Raw genomic sequence first — 15,479 nt, 5'->3', positions numbered from 1 at the left:
CACACTGGAGGCATGGACCAGTCGCACAGCAGACCCGGCGGGCGCCGCGCGGACGCGGTCAAGCCGACGAGCGCCGGCCGACGGAGACGGTGGACGGTCCGGGGCCTCCACCTCGTGGCGTGCGCAGCCTACGTCATCGCGTCCGTCGTCCCGGTCATGGAGGCGCCCCGGGACTCGAGCAGTCACGAGATCCGGCTCAATGCCCTGGGCGACATGGGGTCGGACAGCATCGACGGCCCCTCCCTGCTGGTGTGGCTGCTCGTGGCGTCGGCGGTCGTGGGGGCGCAGTGGTTCCCCGTCTCCCGCGCATGGGGCCTGCTCTCCCTGCTGGCAGGGGCCACCACAGCTCTGCTCTGGGGCGGCCTGGTGAGGACTCCCCCGCTTCTCATGTGGGACGGGCAGATGCCGGACGGCACGCCCACAGGCGGCATGCTCGTCGCAGAGCCCACACCGTGGATCACGTGCGCGGCGCTCACCGCCGCCTGCCTCGTCGCGGGCGGGTTCTGCGCTGTCGTGTGGGGCCGATGGCCGTCCGCGCGGACCGTTCCCCCAGCTTCATGACGGATACTCGGGCCATGTCGTCCCGTCCCGCAGCCCCGCGCACCCCGTACGCCGCCCGCTTCGGTCCCCCGCTCGTCCTGCTCGCCCTCATGTGGGTCGTCGAGTTCGCGGACCTGCTGCTGCCCGGTCGCTTCGAATCGCTGGGCATCCGCGCGTGGGACCTCACCCATCTGCCCGGGATCGTCCTGGCGCCCCTGCTGCACTCGACGTGGGCGCACCTCATCTCGAACTCGATCCCGTTCCTGATCCTGGGCTGCCTCGTCGCGGCGGAGGGCGCCCGCCGCTTCTGGACCGTCACGGCGATCGCGACCGCCGTGGGTGGGATCGGCCCCTGGTTCCTCGCGCTGCCGGGAACGGTGACCGTGGGCGCGTCGGGCCTGGTGTTCGGCTACTTCGCGTATCTCATGGTCCGCGTCTTCACGGCCCGCAGCATGGGCCACCGGATCCTCTACGCCGTCATCGCACTGGCGGTGTTCTCCGTGTACGGAGGATCGATGCTGGTGGGCGTGCTGCCCGTGCACGTGGGCATCTCGTGGCAGGGCCACCTCTTCGGCGCCCTGGGCGGGACGGCAGCCGCCCTCCTCACCCGCCCCCGCTCGGACCTCAGCGGGGGGCGTGGAAGCGCTGCTGCGTCGCCTCGAGACCGTCTGCGATGAGCGCCTCCACCGCGTCCGCAAGATCGGACACGAAGATCGGCAATGTCGTCCTCTCCTGCGCGGTGAACCGCCCCAGCACATAGTCGGCGGTGTCCATCCGCCCGGGCGGTCGGCCCACCCCCGCGCGCACGCGCAGGTAGTCCCGGGTGCCCAGATGACTGGTCATCGAGCGCAGTCCGTTGTGGCCGCCCTCGCCGCCGCCCCGCTTGAGACGGATCGTGTCGTAATCGAGGTCCACGTCGTCGTGGATCGCGATGACCGTCTCCGCTCCCACGGAGTGGAAGCGCGCCAGCTGACCCACGGGCTGGCCCGATTCGTTCATGTAGGTGGCAGGGCGCACCAGCACCGCGCGGGCACCGGGCACGCCGCCGCTGCCGGGCATCCGGACGGTCGCCGCCTGCGCGCGCGCCTTCGTCCGTGCCAGCCGCCCGCTGGTGCGCTGCAGCAGCTCGTCGACGACGAGGTATCCGATGTTGTGCCGGGTCGCCTCGTACCGGGACCCGGGATTGCCCAGGCCCACGACCAGCCACGTGTCAGCCGCCATGCGGGACCCCCGCCTCTCTTCCGTCCGTGACGCCTGCGTTGACTGTGACGTCTGGTCTGTCTGTGCACGCGCTTCCGCGCACGCAGGAGCGTGCGCGTGCGGGGTGGCATCCGCGCCCGGAGTCATCCACCCCCGGGGACATCCTCGCCCATCGGCACGGGTCCCCGCACACGCGCGGCGGGGCGGGACCGGTTCTGGTCCCGCCCCGCCGTGCAGCAGCGCGCGGAGTGCTGGGTGGTGAGCCGCTCCGTCAGGAGGATCGCTCCCCCGGGAGGATCACTCCTCCTCAGCCGCGGCCTCGTCGTCGGACGACTCCTGGGCGTCGTCGGGCTCGGCACCGGTCGCGGCTGCGGCCTCCTCGTCGACCGCGTCGGACTCGAGCTCCGCCTCGAGCTGCTCCGCGGAGAGCTCGGCGGAGATGTTGACGACCAGCAGCTCGCCGTCGGAGACCAGCTCGGTGCCCTCGGGCATCGTCACATCGGCGGCGTAGACGTGGTCGCCCACCTCGCGGCCCTCGATGGAGACCTCGATCGACTCGGGCAGCTTCGTCGCGTCCGCGGAGATGAGCAGCGACTGGTTGTCGACGGACACGAGCGTGCCGGGTGCGGCCTCGCCCTCGACGACGACGGGAACGTCGACCTCGACCTTCTCGCCGCGCTTGACGAGCAGCAGGTCCAGGTGCTCGATCACACGGGTGACCGGGTTGATCTGGACGTCCTTCGCCAGCGACAGCTCGCTCTTGCCGGACTCCGGGTTCGTGAGCTTCAGCAGCGCGTTGGGGGTGCGCAGCGCCAGCATCGTGGGGTGCGCGTCCAGCAGGAGGTGGACGGGCTCCATGCCGTGGCCGTAGAGGACTGCGGGGACCTTGCCCTCGCGGCGGAAGCGGCGGGCAGCGCCCTTGCCGAACTCCTCGCGGCGGGTGACATCGAGAGTGGCATCAGCCATGGTGGTGCTCCTTCTTCACAGGTGGTGCCTCGTACGGACGGAGAGCCCCTCCTGCTCGGAGCGCGCGCCCGGGGGCCGCTGCGAGAGTATGAGGACCGCGTCGATCACGGAGGCCGTCGGGGCCTCCCTCGCCGAGGTGACCACACCATGGTACGCGCTGGAGCCCCGCGCACCAAGCCGGGACAGCCGGCCGACTCCGTGACGAACCGGCTCCGAACGCTGAGGTGCGAGTACACGCCTGAGATTCACAGATCTCAGGCGTGTACTCGCACCTCAGCGAGACGGGAACGCGCTCAGGCGACCCGTGCGCTCAGAGGTCGACGTTCTCGAAGAGGCTCGTGACGGAGCCGTCCTCGAACACCTCATGGACCGCGCGGGCCAGCAGCGGTGCGATGGAGAGCACGGTGAGCTTGTCGAACGTCTGGTCCTCGCGCAGGGGCAGCGTGTTCGTCACGATGACCTCCTCGGCGACCGAGTCCTTGAGGCGCTCGACGGCGGGGCCGGAGAACACCGCGTGCGTCGAGACGATGATGACGCCCTTCGCGCCCGCGGACATGCACGCCTCCGCGGCCTGCACGATCGTGCCGCCGGTGTCGATCATGTCGTCGACCAGCACGCAGTGGCGGCCCTCGACCTCACCGACGACCCGGTTGGCCTTCGTCTCGTTGGGACGCGTGATGTCGCGCGTCTTGTGGATGAACGCCAGCGGGACGCCGCCCAGGCTGGCGGACCAGTTCTCCGCGACCTTGATGCGGCCGGCGTCCGGGGACACGACCGCCAGGTCGTCCGGGTAGTTCTCCTTGACGTAGTCCGCCAGGAGCGGCAGCGCCACGAGGTGGTCGACGGGCCCGTCGAAGAAGCCCTGGATCTGCGCGGTGTGCAGATCGACCGTGATGAGGCGGTCCGCACCGGCCGTCTTGAAGAGGTCCGCCATGAGGCGCGCGGAGATGGGCTCGCGACCGCGGTGCTTCTTGTCCTGGCGCGCGTACGGGAAGAACGGCGCGATGACCGTGATCCGCTTGGCGGAGGCGCGCTTGAGCGCGTCCACCATGATGAGCTGCTCCATCATCCACTCGTTGATGGGCGTGGTGTGCGACTGCATGACGAAGACGTCCGTGCCGCGCACCGACTCGCCGAAGCGCACGTAGATCTCGCCGTTCGCGAAGTTGTAGATGTCCGTGGGCAGGAGCTCCGTGCCCAGACAGTCCGCGACCTGCTCGGCCAGCTCGTTGTTCGCCCGTCCGCTGACGAGCACGAGCTTCTTGTTGCCCGCGGTGGTGATCGACTTCACGTTCACGACTCCTTCTCAGCGCTGTCCGCTTCGTCCGTGCTGCTGCCGGGCCGGTTCGGTCCTGCAGAGTCTGTCGCGGGGTCCGCGTCCGCGGTCCCCGCCGCCATCTGCGCCGCGCGCGCGGCGGGGGTGCCGGGGCGCTTCGCCTCGACCCACCCCTCGATGTTGCGCTGGCGGCCCTCCGTGATCGCGAGCGCCCCGGCGGGGACGTCCTCACGGATGACGGTCCCGGCACCGGAGTAGGCGCCGTCGCCCACGGTCACCGGTGCGATGAACATCGTGTCGGAGCCCGTCTTCACGTACGAACCGATCGTCGTGCGGTTCTTGTTGACCCCGTCGTAGTTGACGAACACGGACGAGGCGCCGATGTTCGACTGCTCGCCGATCGTCGCGTCGCCCACGTACGTGAGGTGCGGGACCTTCGTCCCGTCGCCGATCTGCGCGTTCTTCGTCTCGACGAACGTGCCGATCTTCGCCTGCGCGCCCAGCTCCGTGCCCGGCCGCAGGTAGGCGAACGGTCCCACCGTCGCGCCCGCGCCGATGACGGAGAGCGAGCCGTGCGTCCGGGAGATCGTGGCGCCCGCTCCCACCTCCGTGTCCGACAGGGTGGAGTCCGGTCCGATGACGGCGTCCGCGGCGATGTCGCACGCGCCGTGCAGCTGCACTCCGGGCAGGATCGTCACGTCCGGGGCGATGACGACGTCCGCGTCGATCCACGTGGTCTCCGGGTCGACGACCGTCACGCCCGCGCGCATGTGCGCCTCGACGATGCGGCGGTTGAGCTCGCGACCCAGCTGCGCCAGCTGGACGCGGTCGTTGGCGCCCTCGACCTGCCACACGTCGTCCGTCGTGAGGGCCGCGACGCGGGAGCCCGCCCCGCGGGCGATCCCGATGACGTCCGTCAGGTACTTCTCGCCCTGCGCGTTGTCCGTGCTGACCTCCGCCAGTGCGCTGCGCAGCACGCGCGCGTCGAAGGCGTAGATGCCGGAGTTGATCTCCGTGAGGCGCTTGACGGCGTCGTCCGCGTCCTTCTCCTCGACGATGCGCTCCAGGCCGCCCTGGGCATCGCGCACGATCCGCCCGTAGCCGGTGGGGTTCGCCACGTTCGCGGACAGGACGGTCACGGCGTTCGTGTGCGACTCGTGGTGCTCCACGAGCGCCAGCAGCGTGTCCGTCGTGAGGAGAGGGACGTCGCCGTACGTGACGACGACGGTGCCGCCGATGTCCTCCGGCAGCTGCGTGAGCGCGCACTCCGCCGCACGCCCCGTGCCGGGCACGTCGTCCTGGTCCGCGACGAGGACAGACCGGTCGATCGAGCCGGAGATCGACTCGAGGTGCTCCGCGACCTGTTCGCGAGCGTGCCGCAGGACGACGACCAGGTGCTCGGGCCCCGTGCCCGCGGCCGCGCTGATCGCGTGGTGCAGGAGGGATCGGCCCGCGATCGGGTGCATGACCTTGGGCGTCGCCGACTTCATCCGGGTCCCCGCACCTGCGGCGAGGACGATCACGGCTGCCGGACTGTGCTGCGGCATGTGTGGGGCTCCTTGTGTAGCGGATCGCTTCATCCCGCTCCGCCCCTAGGATTCGAACCTAGACCACACGGCACCAAAGGCCGGCGTGCTGCCATTACACCAGGGCGGACCGCGCTCCCCGGGGCGGCGGGCGCTGGGTGCAATCCTGCCACTAGACTCGGGGGTATGGAAATCCTCCGCATCATCCTCGTGATCCTGCATCTGCTGGGAATGGCCATCATCATCGGCGGGTACTTCGCCAACATCAAGGCCCCGAAGGTCGCCCCGGGCATGCTCCACGGCTCGTACCTGCAGCTCGTCACCGGCCTCGCCCTGGCCGGCCTCGCGGAGGCCCTCGTCGACGAGGACTCCTCCGTCAACCACATGAAGATCGGCATCAAGCTCCTGCTCGCGATCGCCGTCACCGTCTTCGCGATCATCGGCAAGCGGAAGGAGAAGGCGAACCCGGACCAGGGCGCCTCCGCCGCGATGTCGCACGCGACCGGCTGGGCCGCGATCGCCGCGGTCATCGTCGCCGTGTCCGTGCCCGGGACCGTGGTGGGCTGACACTCCCCCGCGATCCGATGCGCCCCCTCAGCGCTCCCTCCCGCGGCCCGGCTCGTCTGAGCCGGGCCGCGTCCGTTCCGGCTGATAGGTTCGCCCTGCTATGAGCTCACCCTTCGATTTCCTCTCCGTCCTCTCCCCCCGTCCGGTCGCGGACGACCGCGCCGCTGACGACGATGCCGTGGGTGCCCCCGGGCTGTGGGACACCGCCGCCGAGGCCGCGGTCGCCTCTCCGTCGACCGCCCCCGCCGCTGCGGGCGGGGAGGCGGGACCGGAGACGGCCTCGGCAGCGGGGTCCGCGGAGGACCTGCTGGACAGCCTCAACCCGGCCCAGCGGGAGGCCGTCCTGCACAGCGGCGCACCGCTCCTCATCGTCGCGGGTGCGGGCTCCGGGAAGACGAGCGTGCTGACCCGGCGGATCGCCCACACGCTGCGCACGGGGCGGGCGCGCCCCGGCGAGATCCTCGCGATCACGTTCACGAACAAGGCGGCGAAGGAGATGCAGGAGCGGATCGGCGCACTCGTGGGCCCCGCGGCCCGCACGATGTGGGTGTCGACCTTCCACTCCGCGTGCGTGCGCATCCTCCGCCGCGAGGCGAAGACGCTGGGGCTCACCTCCAGCTTCACGATCTACGACGCGCAGGACTCGCTGCGGCTGCTCACGCAGATCGCGCGCGAGGAGAACCTGGACCCCAAGAAGTTCCCTCCGCGGGCGCTGCGGTCGCGGATCTCCGGGCTCAAGAACGATCTGCTGACGCCGGACGACTTCGCGGCGACGGTGTCGGAGCACCGGCCCCACGACCAGGCGGTGTCGACCGTGTACCGCCGCTACCAGGACCGGCTGCGGCGGGCGAACGCGCTGGACTTCGACGACCTCATCATGGAGACCGTCCACCTGCTGGGTGCGTTCGACGCGGTCGCGCAGAACTACCGGGCGCGGTTCCGCCACATCCTCGTCGACGAGTACCAGGACACGAACCCGGCGCAGTATCAGCTCATCCGGCTGCTGGCGGGTGCAGATCTGCCGGACGGACCCACGGCGGAGCTGACGGTCGTGGGTGACGCGGACCAGTCGATCTACGCGTTCCGCGGCGCGACGGTGCGCAACATCGTCGAGTTCGAGGAGGACTTCCCGCGGGCGCACGTCGTGCTGCTGGAGCAGAACTACCGGTCGACGCAGACCATCCTGTCCGCGGCGAACGCGGTCATCGCGCACAACGACGACCGCAAGGACAAGCGCCTGTGGACGGACAGCGGCGACGGGGCGAAGGTGACCGGCTGGGTCGCGGACACGGAGCAGGCGGAGGCCCGCTTCATCGTCGAGCGGATCGACGAGCTGCGCGACGACGAGGGGCTGGCGTACGGAGACGTCGCGGTCTTCTACCGGACCAACGCCCAGTCCCGCGCGATCGAGGACGCACTGGTGCGGGCGGGCATGCCGTACCGCGTCGTGGGCGGCACCCGCTTCTACGAGCGCAAGGAGATCAAGGACGCCCTCGCGTACCTGCGCGTCCTGGCGAACCCGGCGGACGACGTGAACCTCCGCCGGATCCTGAATGAGCCCAAGCGCGGGATCGGCGACCGGACGGAGGCGCTCATCGCCGCGCACGCGGAGCGCCACCGGACCACGTTCCGGGAGGCACTCGAGGACGCGCAGAACGCGGTGGGCATCACGACCCGGTCGCTGGGCCCCGTCCGCACGTTCCTCTCACTGCTGGAGGACCTCGCCGGAGTGGCGGAGGGCAGCGGTGTCGCGGCGTCGCTGGAGGCGGTGCTGGAGCAGACCGGCTATCTCGCCTCGCTCAACGAGTCGACGGATCCGCAGGACGAGTCGCGGGTCGACAACCTGGCGGAGCTCGTCGCGGTGGCGGAGCAGTACGACGCGGGGACGGAGGACGGGACCCTCGATCAGTTCCTCGAGGCCATCGCGCTGTCCTCCGATTCGGATGCCCTCCCGGACGAGGACGACGGCGAGGTCACACTCATGACCCTGCACACTGCGAAGGGCCTCGAGTTCCCCGTCGTGTTCCTCACCGGCATGGAGGACGGCACGTTCCCGCACCAGCGCTCGTTCACCTCCTCGCAGGAGATGTCGGAGGAGCGCAGGCTCGCGTACGTGGGCCTCACGCGCGCCCAGCGGAAGCTCGTCCTCACCCGCGCGGAGACGCGCAGCATGTGGGGGCAGCCGCAGTACAACCCGCCCAGCCGTTTCCTGGCGGAGATCCCGGAGACGCTCATCGACTGGGAGTCGACCGGCAGCGGTGCCGGCCTGGGCGGCGGTGGTGGCAGCGGCCTCGGCGGCGGGTCGGGACCGTACGGGTCCGCCTACGGCCGCGGCTCGTCCGGCGGAGGGTCCGCCTTCGGTGGCGGTCGCAGCGGCGGCGGGGGCGGACGGGCGGCGTCGACCAGTCCCGGCTCCGGGTTCCCCAACCGGATCCGTCCGCAGCGCGAGGTCGTCGCCGTGGAGGCGGGCGACCGCGTCTCGCACGATTCGTTCGGCCTGGGCACCGTCGTCGAGGTCACGGGGGCGGGCGACAAGACCGTCGCGGTCGTCGACTTCGGATCGGAGGGGACCAAGCGTCTGCTCATGCGCTACGCACCCGTCGAGAAGCTCTGAGCCGCGCGCGGCCTGACGGAATCGATCGGGCCGGTGCCGGGTCAGACCCCTGTGAATGGATCGGACCCCCGATCGCAGATGCGATCGGGGGTCCGGCCGGGTCAGGAGAGGATCAGCGCTGCTGGTCCTTGTCCCCGCCCTTCTCGTCGTTGTCGCCCAGGCCCAGGTGGCCGGACACTGCGTCCTTGCCCTGGTCGACCTGGTCGCTGTACTTGTCGCCGGTCGCGTTGTTGGCTGCGTCGGACGCACGGTCCAGGCCCTCGCCTGCGACCTTCTGACCCTGTTCGGTGTTCATTGCGTCCTGCGCCTTGCCGGCCAGATCTCCGAGTCCCATACTGTTCCTCCTCTGTCACGACGCCCGCCTTCGAACGGCGGCTACAGGAACGACACTTCCATCCGCGCCGCGACCGGTGCAAGGTCAGGGAGGTCATCACAGGATGCGCACAGGTCCCAGTCAGCGTGCACGGAGGTCTCCCATCCGGGGCGCGCGGGAGACACGACCCCATCCCGCAGCGGCGGAGGCGCTCACCCCGGAATGGACCAGGTCACGAGGATCATCGCGACGGCGGCGCAGAAGAACAGCGCGGCATCGAAGCCGCGACCGCGGTTGCGGACCGTCGCCCACCACGGCTCCGGCAGGAGCCGCAGCGTCCCCGCCGTCGCGCATACGAGCGCCAGCAGCGTGCCGGACAGGCGGAAGCTCACCGTCGCCGCGACGACGGCCGCGACGAGGCAGACGAGCTCCGCGAGCATGACCCAGTCCCGCAGGGTCGGGTCGGAGAAGCGGCGCTTCCAGTAGATCCACCGCTTCGAGAACCACCTGCGCCCCGCCTTCCGCGTCCGATGACGTGCGGAGGGCGGGGGCGGTGCGGGTCGCTCAGTGGAAGAAATGACGGGCACCCGTGACGTACATGGTCACGCCCGCTGCCTGCGCCGCGGCGACGACCTCCTCGTCGCGGATCGATCCGCCCGGCTGCACGATCGCCTTCACGCCGGCGTCGAACAGCACCTGGGGTCCATCTGCGAACGGGAAGAAGGCATCGGAGGCGCACACGGAGCCGGCTGCGCGCTCCGCACCCGCGCGCTCGACGGCCAGGCGGGCGGAGTCCACACGGTTGACCTGTCCCATGCCCACGCCCACGGCGGCACCGTCGCGGGCCAGGAGGACCGCGTTCGACTTGACCGCGCGGCAGGCGCGCCACGCGAACTCGAGGTCGCGCAGCGTCGCGGCGTCCACGGCCTCCCCCGCGACCAGGGTCCATGCCTCGGGCCGGTCCCCGTCGGCCTGCAGCAGGTCGCGCTCCTGCAGGAGCAGCCCGCCGCCGATCTGCTTCGTCTCGAGCACCGGAGCGGCGTGCTCGCCCAGCTCCAGGAGGCGGAGGTTCTTCTTCGTCGACAGCAGTTCGAGCGCGTCCGCCTCGAACGACGGTGCGGCCAGCACCTCCGTGAAGATCGGCTTGATCGATTCCGCCAGCGCCAGGGTAACGGGTCGGTTCGCGGCGATGACACCGCCGTACGCGGACACGGGGTCCGTCGCGTGCGCGCGCGCATGGGCCTGGGCGATGTCCTCGCCCACGGCGATCCCGCACGGGTTGGCGTGCTTGATGATGGCGACGGCCGGGTCCTCGAAATCGTAGGCGGCCCGGATCGCCGCGTCGATGTCCTGGTAGTTGTTGAAGGACATCTCCTTGCCGCCCAGCTGGACCGCGTTCGCGACTCCCCCGGCACCGGCGACCGCGTACACCGCGGCCCGCTGGTGAGGGTTCTCCCCGTAGCGCAGGTCCGCGGCCTTGCGGACGGCGGAGCCGGTGAACTCCGGCAGCGCGTCGTCGTCCTGGGCGATCTGCTCCGCCATCCAGCCGGCGACGGCCACGTCGTAGGCGGCCGTGTGCGCGAACGCGTCTGCGGCCAGCTGCGTGCGGCGGGCCCGGGTGAAGCCCTCGCCCTGCGCGGCCTCGACGACCTCGGAGTAGACCGCCGGGTCCGTGACGATCGCGACGCTGGGGTGGTTCTTCGCGGCCGCGCGGACCATCGACGGACCGCCGATGTCGATCTGCTCGACGCATTCGTCGAAGCCTGCGCCGGAGGCGACGGTCTGGGTGAACGGGTAGAGGTTCACGACGACCAGGTCGAACGCCTCGATGCCCAGCTCCGCGATCTGCTCGAGGTGCTCCGGCTTGCGGGTGTCGGCCAGGATCCCGGCGTGGACGCGCGGGTGGAGGGTCTTGACCCGGCCCTCGAGCGTCTCCGGGAAGCCCGTCAGCTCCTCGACCGGGGTGACCGGGACACCGGACTCCGCGATCCGACCGGCGGTGGAGCCGGTCGACACGAGGGCGACGCCGGCGGCGTGGAGGCCCGCGGCGAGCTCCTCGAGTCCGGTCTTGTCGTAGACGCTGATGAGGGCGCGGCGGATGGGGCGGGCGTTCTGCACGGGTCTGGTGCCTCCTGGTCAGATGGCTGTCGGGGTCTGCGGGGTGGATGGGACAGGGGCCGACGATCCGGCGGGCGCGGGCGTCCAGCCCGTCACCCGTCGACCGTCGACGCGGAGTGCACCGTGGGCCAGGAAGCCCAGGAGCTCGACGAGCCGGGACCTCTCCACCGCGCGGATGCGCTCGTGGAGGGAGTCCTCGTCATCGTCGTCGTGCACGTCCAGGGGGAACTGGGCGATGATCGGGCCGGTGTCCACGCCGGCGTCGACCAGGTGGAAGGTCGTGCCCGCCACCTTCACCCCGTGGGCCAGCGCGTCGCGGACCCCGTGGGCACCGGGGAACGCGGGCAGCAGCGCGGGGTGCGTGTTGAGGATGCGCTCGGGGAAGGCCTCGATGAAGGTCCGGCCCAGGATGCGCATGAAGCCGGCGGACACGACCCAGTCCGGGGCGTGGGCCCGGACGGCCTCGGTGAGTGCGGCGTCCCAGGCCCCGCGCGAGTCGTGGTCCGCAGGCGCGACGACGAAGGTCTCGCGCCCGGCCGCCCGGGCCCGGTCCAGGACGCCCGCGTCGGCCTTGTCGGAGCCGACCGCGACGATCTCCACACCGGCCCGTCCGTCGCCGAACGCGTCGAGGAGGGCCTGGGTGAGGGTTCCGGAGCCGGAGGCAAGGATCACGCATCGCACGCGGGACAGTCTAGAGGACCGGCCCCCGCATCGATCCGCCGCGGGAACGGCGGCCGCGCGTGTGCGAGACTGGGACTGTGAGCACTCCCAGCCCCGTCGACGACACCCCGCGCACCCCGCCGCCCGCAGGCGGCCCCGGATCGGGCGGACAGTCGCCCTCGGACCCGCGGGCCGACGGCCCCGGCGGCACAGGTCCGAGCGGCAAGGGCCCGAACGGTACGGGTCCCGACGGCTCGGGACCGGAGAAGCCCACCGGACCCCAGCGCGCGGTCGTCCGCTACAGCCTGGCGCTCGCGGGCCTGCTGGCCGGTGCGATCCTCTTCTCGATGCTGAGCCTGCCGCTCGTCATGCTGTCCGGTGTGCTCGCCGTCGCCGCGATGATCTGCGCGGTCATCTGCCTCATCGTCGGCATTCGCGCGGGTCAGGTGCCGCAGGCGATCGTGACCGGTGTCATCGGCCTCATCGTGGGCGGCTACGTCTTCGTCTCCGCGGTGTCGACCGCGTTCATCTGGGACATCCGCGCGGAATACGAGGAGTGCATCTCCGACGCGATCACAGAGCAGACCCGCGCCCTGTGCCAGGAGGACTACAACTCGCAGATCGGCGACTGGTTCGAGAACCTCACCGGTCAGCCGCTGCCCGGTTCGCCAGCAGGCTGAGCCCCCACGCTCCGGCGACCCCCGCGATCGCACCCGCGCTCACGAGACCGGTCGTCGCGAGCACCGGAGCCCCGAAGGCCTCGAGTCCCGCGGGCCCCACGGCCCCCGTCGCGAACAGGCTGAGGCCGGCCGTCACGCACACGATGCCGCCGGCGGTCAGGACAACCGTGCGCCAGTCAAGGACGTCCACCCACTGCCGTCGTCCCGCCGTCGCGACACCCGCGGCCAGCGGCAGGACCAGCACGAACGCCCACCCCCACACCGGCGACCCCGTGGGGATCGCCGCCAGCACCGGGACCGCCGGCACCAGCGCCGCCTGATCGGTGAAGGGCGAGGCGACCGCCACCGTGCTCAGCTGGATCCCGGCGCCGGACATCCAGCTGAGCGCCAGGTGCAGGAGCGTGGGCACGAAGAGCAGCTGAACGGTGCCCAGCCCCAGGCCCGCGGCCGTGGGATCCGTGTACCCGGACAGGGCCTCGCCCATCGCGGACCACCCCGTCGCCAGCGCGACGAGGAGTCCCGCGACCGCGACGATCGCGGTGGCCGCACCCACGCGCCGCAGCACGAGGACCGCGCCCTCGATCGCGTCCGCCCACGCAGCCCCCGCCCGGTCCGTGACGGTGTCGAGCAGCGCCATCGCCCACCGGCTCGCCGTGCCGCTACGCCGGTCCGGTCCCAGCACGGCGACGAGTGACGCGGTCGCCAGGAGGAGGAAGAAGCGGACGACGCCGAGGCCGGTGAACCGTCCCGCTCCCACCAGCAGTCCCGCGAGGACGAGGAAGACGACGACGAGGAACAGGCAGGTGACGAGGCCCGTCGTCGCGGCGTACCGGGTGGCGGGCAGCGATCCGGACCGGACGAGGACCTCGTTCGCGGCGAGCGCGCGACGGGTCCGCCGGAGGCCGGAGACGACGACGGCGAACAGGCCCAGGCTCAGCAGCGTGGGCGGCAGGCCCCATCCGCCGGACAGCTCCCAGCCCGACGATGCCGCCAGGATGGTCCCGGCCCACACCGGGACCATCCGCAGCGGCTGCAGCTGGGCGATCGCGACGAACCAGGCGACGACCGCAACGAAGAGGACCGTGAGGCCCAGCGCGAGCACGACGCGGAGCGCCTCCAGCGCACCGATGACGACCGGGTGACGACTGGAGATCCGGGGGAAGGCGGGAGTCGAGGGCATCGCGGACCATTGTGCCCGTCCCGGCCCGCGGTCGCGGCGCTCGACACACCCTCCGTGCCACCTCCGAGTGGTACCTTGGAGCGACCGGAGACAACTCCTGTCTCCGCACCCTGTCGTCGACGTCCTGAAGGTGAGCCCCTGGCGATGAGCGCTGGAGAACCCGACCCGCAGATCCCGCCCAGGCCGGACCGCACTCCGGAAGAGGCGCAGCAGGAGTACGACTCCCAGGGACTGCCCCAGTCCGCGCAGCCGGAGTCGAGGGAGTCGGACACCGTCCGGTCGGAGTCCTCGGAGCCCACCTCGGCGTGGGCACCGGAGCAGCTGGACGCGCACGGTGCGGACACGTCGTCGGAGTCCTGGGCCTCGCAGCCGCAGCCCTGGGACGACCAGCAGGGTGTCGGAGACGGCGGACAGAACGCCTGGGGCGACCCGCCTGCGGCCCCCGCTTTCGGCGAGGGGTCCCACTCCCCTGACGCGCAGAGCACGGACCCGTACGCGTCCGACCCCTACAGCTCGCACCAGTACGGCTACGGCGCCGCACCGGATGCCGCCTCCGGTCCCGGCCAGGGCTCGGGCGCATCCGCCCCGTACGGCTCCGGCCCCTCCTTCGGTACGAACCCCGCCTTCGGCGATTCCGCGGCCGGGTACGCCGCGGCACCCGCGGCGGGCAGCGGGCCGGCGCACGCAGACACGGGGTCCGTCCCCCAGCCGGCGCCCGCTCCGGGCTATGCACCCGACGCGCACGCGCCCAAGCGGGAGCGGACGAAGTCCGGCAAGTCGAAGCTGCCGCTCATCCTGTCGCTGTCCGCGGTGGGCGTCGTCCTCATCCTCGTAGTCGTGGGCGCGCTCGTCATCATGAACATGAATCGCACCCAGTACGGCCCGGAGACGGTCGCGCAGGAGTACTTCGACGCGATCGCCGCAGGCGACATGGACGCGGCGACGGACGTGGCGAAGGCCACCGTGCCCAACGGTGCCAACGAGACGCTGCTGAGCCCGGAGATCTTCGCGGCCTCGGGCGAGACGATCGAGAAGGTCTCGATCGGCGAGGCGGACATCGACGGCGACACCGCCACGATGACGGCCACCTACGCCCTGGGCGGCCAGGACTACGAGGTGCCGCTCACCGCCACGAAGACCGGGCGCCAGGGCCTGTTCTTCGACCAGTGGGAGCTGACGGCCCCCACCCTCCAGACCCTGTACCTCGACCTCACGCAGACGGAGGGCGCCACGGTCAACGGCGAGCCCGTCGACCTGGAGATGGGTGCGACGGAGTACGCCGTCCTGCCCGGTGCCTACGAGGTCGCGATCCCGGAGACGAAGTACACGCAGGAGGGCACCGCCGCGATCACGGTGGGCTTCTCCCCCGCGGAGCAGCCGCAGCCCGCGGAGCTGTCGGTCCAGATCTCTGTGACGGACGAGTACAAGGACGACGTCATGAAGGCCGTCGAGAAGAAGCTCGACGAGTGCCTCGAGTCCGGAAAGCTCGAGACCGACTGCGGGTTCTTCTCCCGCGACGGCTTCGAGACGGACGAGGACAAGGAGGTCTACGACGAGCTCCGGACGGACGACATCGACTTCGAGATGACGGAGGAGCCGAAGATCGTCGTGACGGACTACGGCGCCGCGACGACCGGGTCCTTCTACACGGACTCGGAGCAGCCCGGCAAGGTCCGGGCCGTGGTCCGCACGGAGGGCGGCGACCGCTATGAGCTCACGACGGATCTCATGCCGTCGGGCACCGTCACGGTCGAGGACGACGAGATCGTCATCACCTACTTCTTCAACGGCTGAGCCCCGGACCCGGACGGGCCACCCTCGGACGCGGAAGGGGCGTGC

At 71.2% G+C, this 15,479-nt stretch carries 15 protein-coding genes and 1 tRNA gene; 6 read left to right on the top strand and 10 right to left on the bottom strand.

The window, feature by feature from the left end; translation table 11 throughout:
- The first annotated feature begins 12 nt into the window (after positions 1 to 12).
- Both HGBR_RS09525 and HGBR_RS09520 read left to right on the top strand, forming a co-directional pair.
- Positions 13 to 561 carry a hypothetical protein gene (locus tag HGBR_RS09525; RefSeq protein ID WP_019159114.1) on the top strand — a complete coding sequence of 183 codons (549 nt, stop codon included), beginning with the start codon at positions 13 to 15 and terminating at the stop codon, positions 559 to 561.
- 14 nt (positions 562 to 575) lie between these two features.
- Complete coding sequence (locus HGBR_RS09520; RefSeq protein WP_019159113.1) at positions 576 to 1,217, top strand: rhomboid family intramembrane serine protease; 642 nt, start codon at positions 576 to 578, stop codon at positions 1,215 to 1,217.
- On the opposite strand, the gene pth is transcribed toward HGBR_RS09520, so the two are convergent.
- From pth to HGBR_RS09490, 5 genes are all read right to left on the bottom strand, one after another.
- A complete protein-coding gene (gene pth / locus HGBR_RS09515) occupies positions 1,165 to 1,761 on the bottom strand; it encodes an aminoacyl-tRNA hydrolase (protein WP_019159112.1) in 597 nt (198 codons plus the stop codon). The genes HGBR_RS09520 and pth overlap by 53 nt on opposite strands.
- A 276-nt stretch (positions 1,762 to 2,037) precedes the next feature.
- Entirely contained in the window at positions 2,038 to 2,706 is a 669-nt protein-coding gene (locus HGBR_RS09510; RefSeq protein WP_019159111.1) for a 50S ribosomal protein L25/general stress protein Ctc, read from the bottom strand.
- Between the two features lie 310 nt (positions 2,707 to 3,016).
- A complete protein-coding gene (locus HGBR_RS09500; protein ID WP_040364941.1) occupies positions 3,017 to 3,997 on the bottom strand; it encodes a ribose-phosphate diphosphokinase in 981 nt (326 codons plus the stop codon).
- 2 nt (positions 3,998 to 3,999) lie between these two features.
- Positions 4,000 to 5,529 carry a bifunctional UDP-N-acetylglucosamine diphosphorylase/glucosamine-1-phosphate N-acetyltransferase GlmU gene (gene glmU / locus HGBR_RS09495; protein WP_019159108.1) on the bottom strand — a complete coding sequence of 510 codons (1,530 nt, stop codon included), beginning with the start codon at positions 5,527 to 5,529 and terminating at the stop codon, positions 4,000 to 4,002.
- Between the two features lie 37 nt (positions 5,530 to 5,566).
- Positions 5,567 to 5,638 (bottom strand) — tRNA-Gln (locus HGBR_RS09490).
- A gap of 56 nt (positions 5,639 to 5,694) precedes the next feature.
- Between HGBR_RS09490 and HGBR_RS09485 the strand changes: the two genes are divergently transcribed.
- Together HGBR_RS09485 and pcrA are read left to right on the top strand one after the other, a co-directional pair.
- Entirely contained in the window at positions 5,695 to 6,075 is a 381-nt protein-coding gene (locus HGBR_RS09485; RefSeq protein ID WP_019159107.1) for a hypothetical protein, read from the top strand.
- A gap of 100 nt (positions 6,076 to 6,175) precedes the next feature.
- Entirely contained in the window at positions 6,176 to 8,689 is a 2,514-nt protein-coding gene (gene pcrA, locus HGBR_RS09480; RefSeq protein WP_019159106.1) for a DNA helicase PcrA, read from the top strand.
- Positions 8,690 to 8,801: 112 nt separating this feature from the next.
- On the opposite strand, the gene HGBR_RS09475 is transcribed toward pcrA, so the two are convergent.
- The 4 genes from HGBR_RS09475 to purN form a co-directional block, all read right to left on the bottom strand.
- On the bottom strand, positions 8,802 to 9,023 hold the full coding sequence (locus tag HGBR_RS09475) for an Rv0909 family putative TA system antitoxin (protein WP_019159105.1): 222 nt from the start codon (positions 9,021 to 9,023) through the stop codon (positions 8,802 to 8,804).
- Positions 9,024 to 9,214: 191 nt separating this feature from the next.
- On the bottom strand, positions 9,215 to 9,442 hold the full coding sequence (locus HGBR_RS18870; RefSeq protein ID WP_019159104.1) for a DUF3017 domain-containing protein: 228 nt from the start codon (positions 9,440 to 9,442) through the stop codon (positions 9,215 to 9,217).
- A 124-nt stretch (positions 9,443 to 9,566) separates the two neighbouring features.
- Positions 9,567 to 11,120, bottom strand: a complete 1,554-nt coding sequence (gene purH, locus HGBR_RS09465) for a bifunctional phosphoribosylaminoimidazolecarboxamide formyltransferase/IMP cyclohydrolase (RefSeq protein ID WP_019159103.1) — start codon at positions 11,118 to 11,120, stop codon at positions 9,567 to 9,569.
- Between the two features lie 18 nt (positions 11,121 to 11,138).
- Positions 11,139 to 11,801, bottom strand: a complete 663-nt coding sequence (purN, locus tag HGBR_RS17335; protein WP_019159102.1) for a phosphoribosylglycinamide formyltransferase — start codon at positions 11,799 to 11,801, stop codon at positions 11,139 to 11,141.
- A gap of 77 nt (positions 11,802 to 11,878) precedes the next feature.
- Between purN and HGBR_RS09455 the strand changes: the two genes are divergently transcribed.
- Entirely contained in the window at positions 11,879 to 12,460 is a 582-nt protein-coding gene (locus tag HGBR_RS09455; protein WP_019159101.1) for a hypothetical protein, read from the top strand.
- On the opposite strand, the gene HGBR_RS09450 is transcribed toward HGBR_RS09455, so the two are convergent.
- Entirely contained in the window at positions 12,423 to 13,640 is a 1,218-nt protein-coding gene (locus HGBR_RS09450; RefSeq protein ID WP_019159100.1) for a cell division protein PerM, read from the bottom strand. The two genes, HGBR_RS09455 and HGBR_RS09450, sit on opposite strands and share 38 nt — an antisense overlap.
- 144 nt (positions 13,641 to 13,784) lie before the next feature.
- Here HGBR_RS09450 and HGBR_RS09445 point away from each other — a divergent pair, with 144 nt between their 5' ends.
- Entirely contained in the window at positions 13,785 to 15,434 is a 1,650-nt protein-coding gene (locus HGBR_RS09445) for a hypothetical protein (RefSeq protein ID WP_026077481.1), read from the top strand.
- Positions 15,435 to 15,479 lie beyond the last annotated feature (45 nt).

Origin of the sequence: Brevibacterium senegalense (assembly GCF_000285835.1) — a bacterium.
In the GTDB taxonomy this organism is placed as follows: domain Bacteria; phylum Actinomycetota; class Actinomycetes; order Actinomycetales; family Brevibacteriaceae; genus Brevibacterium; species Brevibacterium senegalense.
The sequence above is the reverse complement of the archived record's forward strand: the minus strand, read 5'-3'. Positions and strand labels throughout refer to the sequence as shown.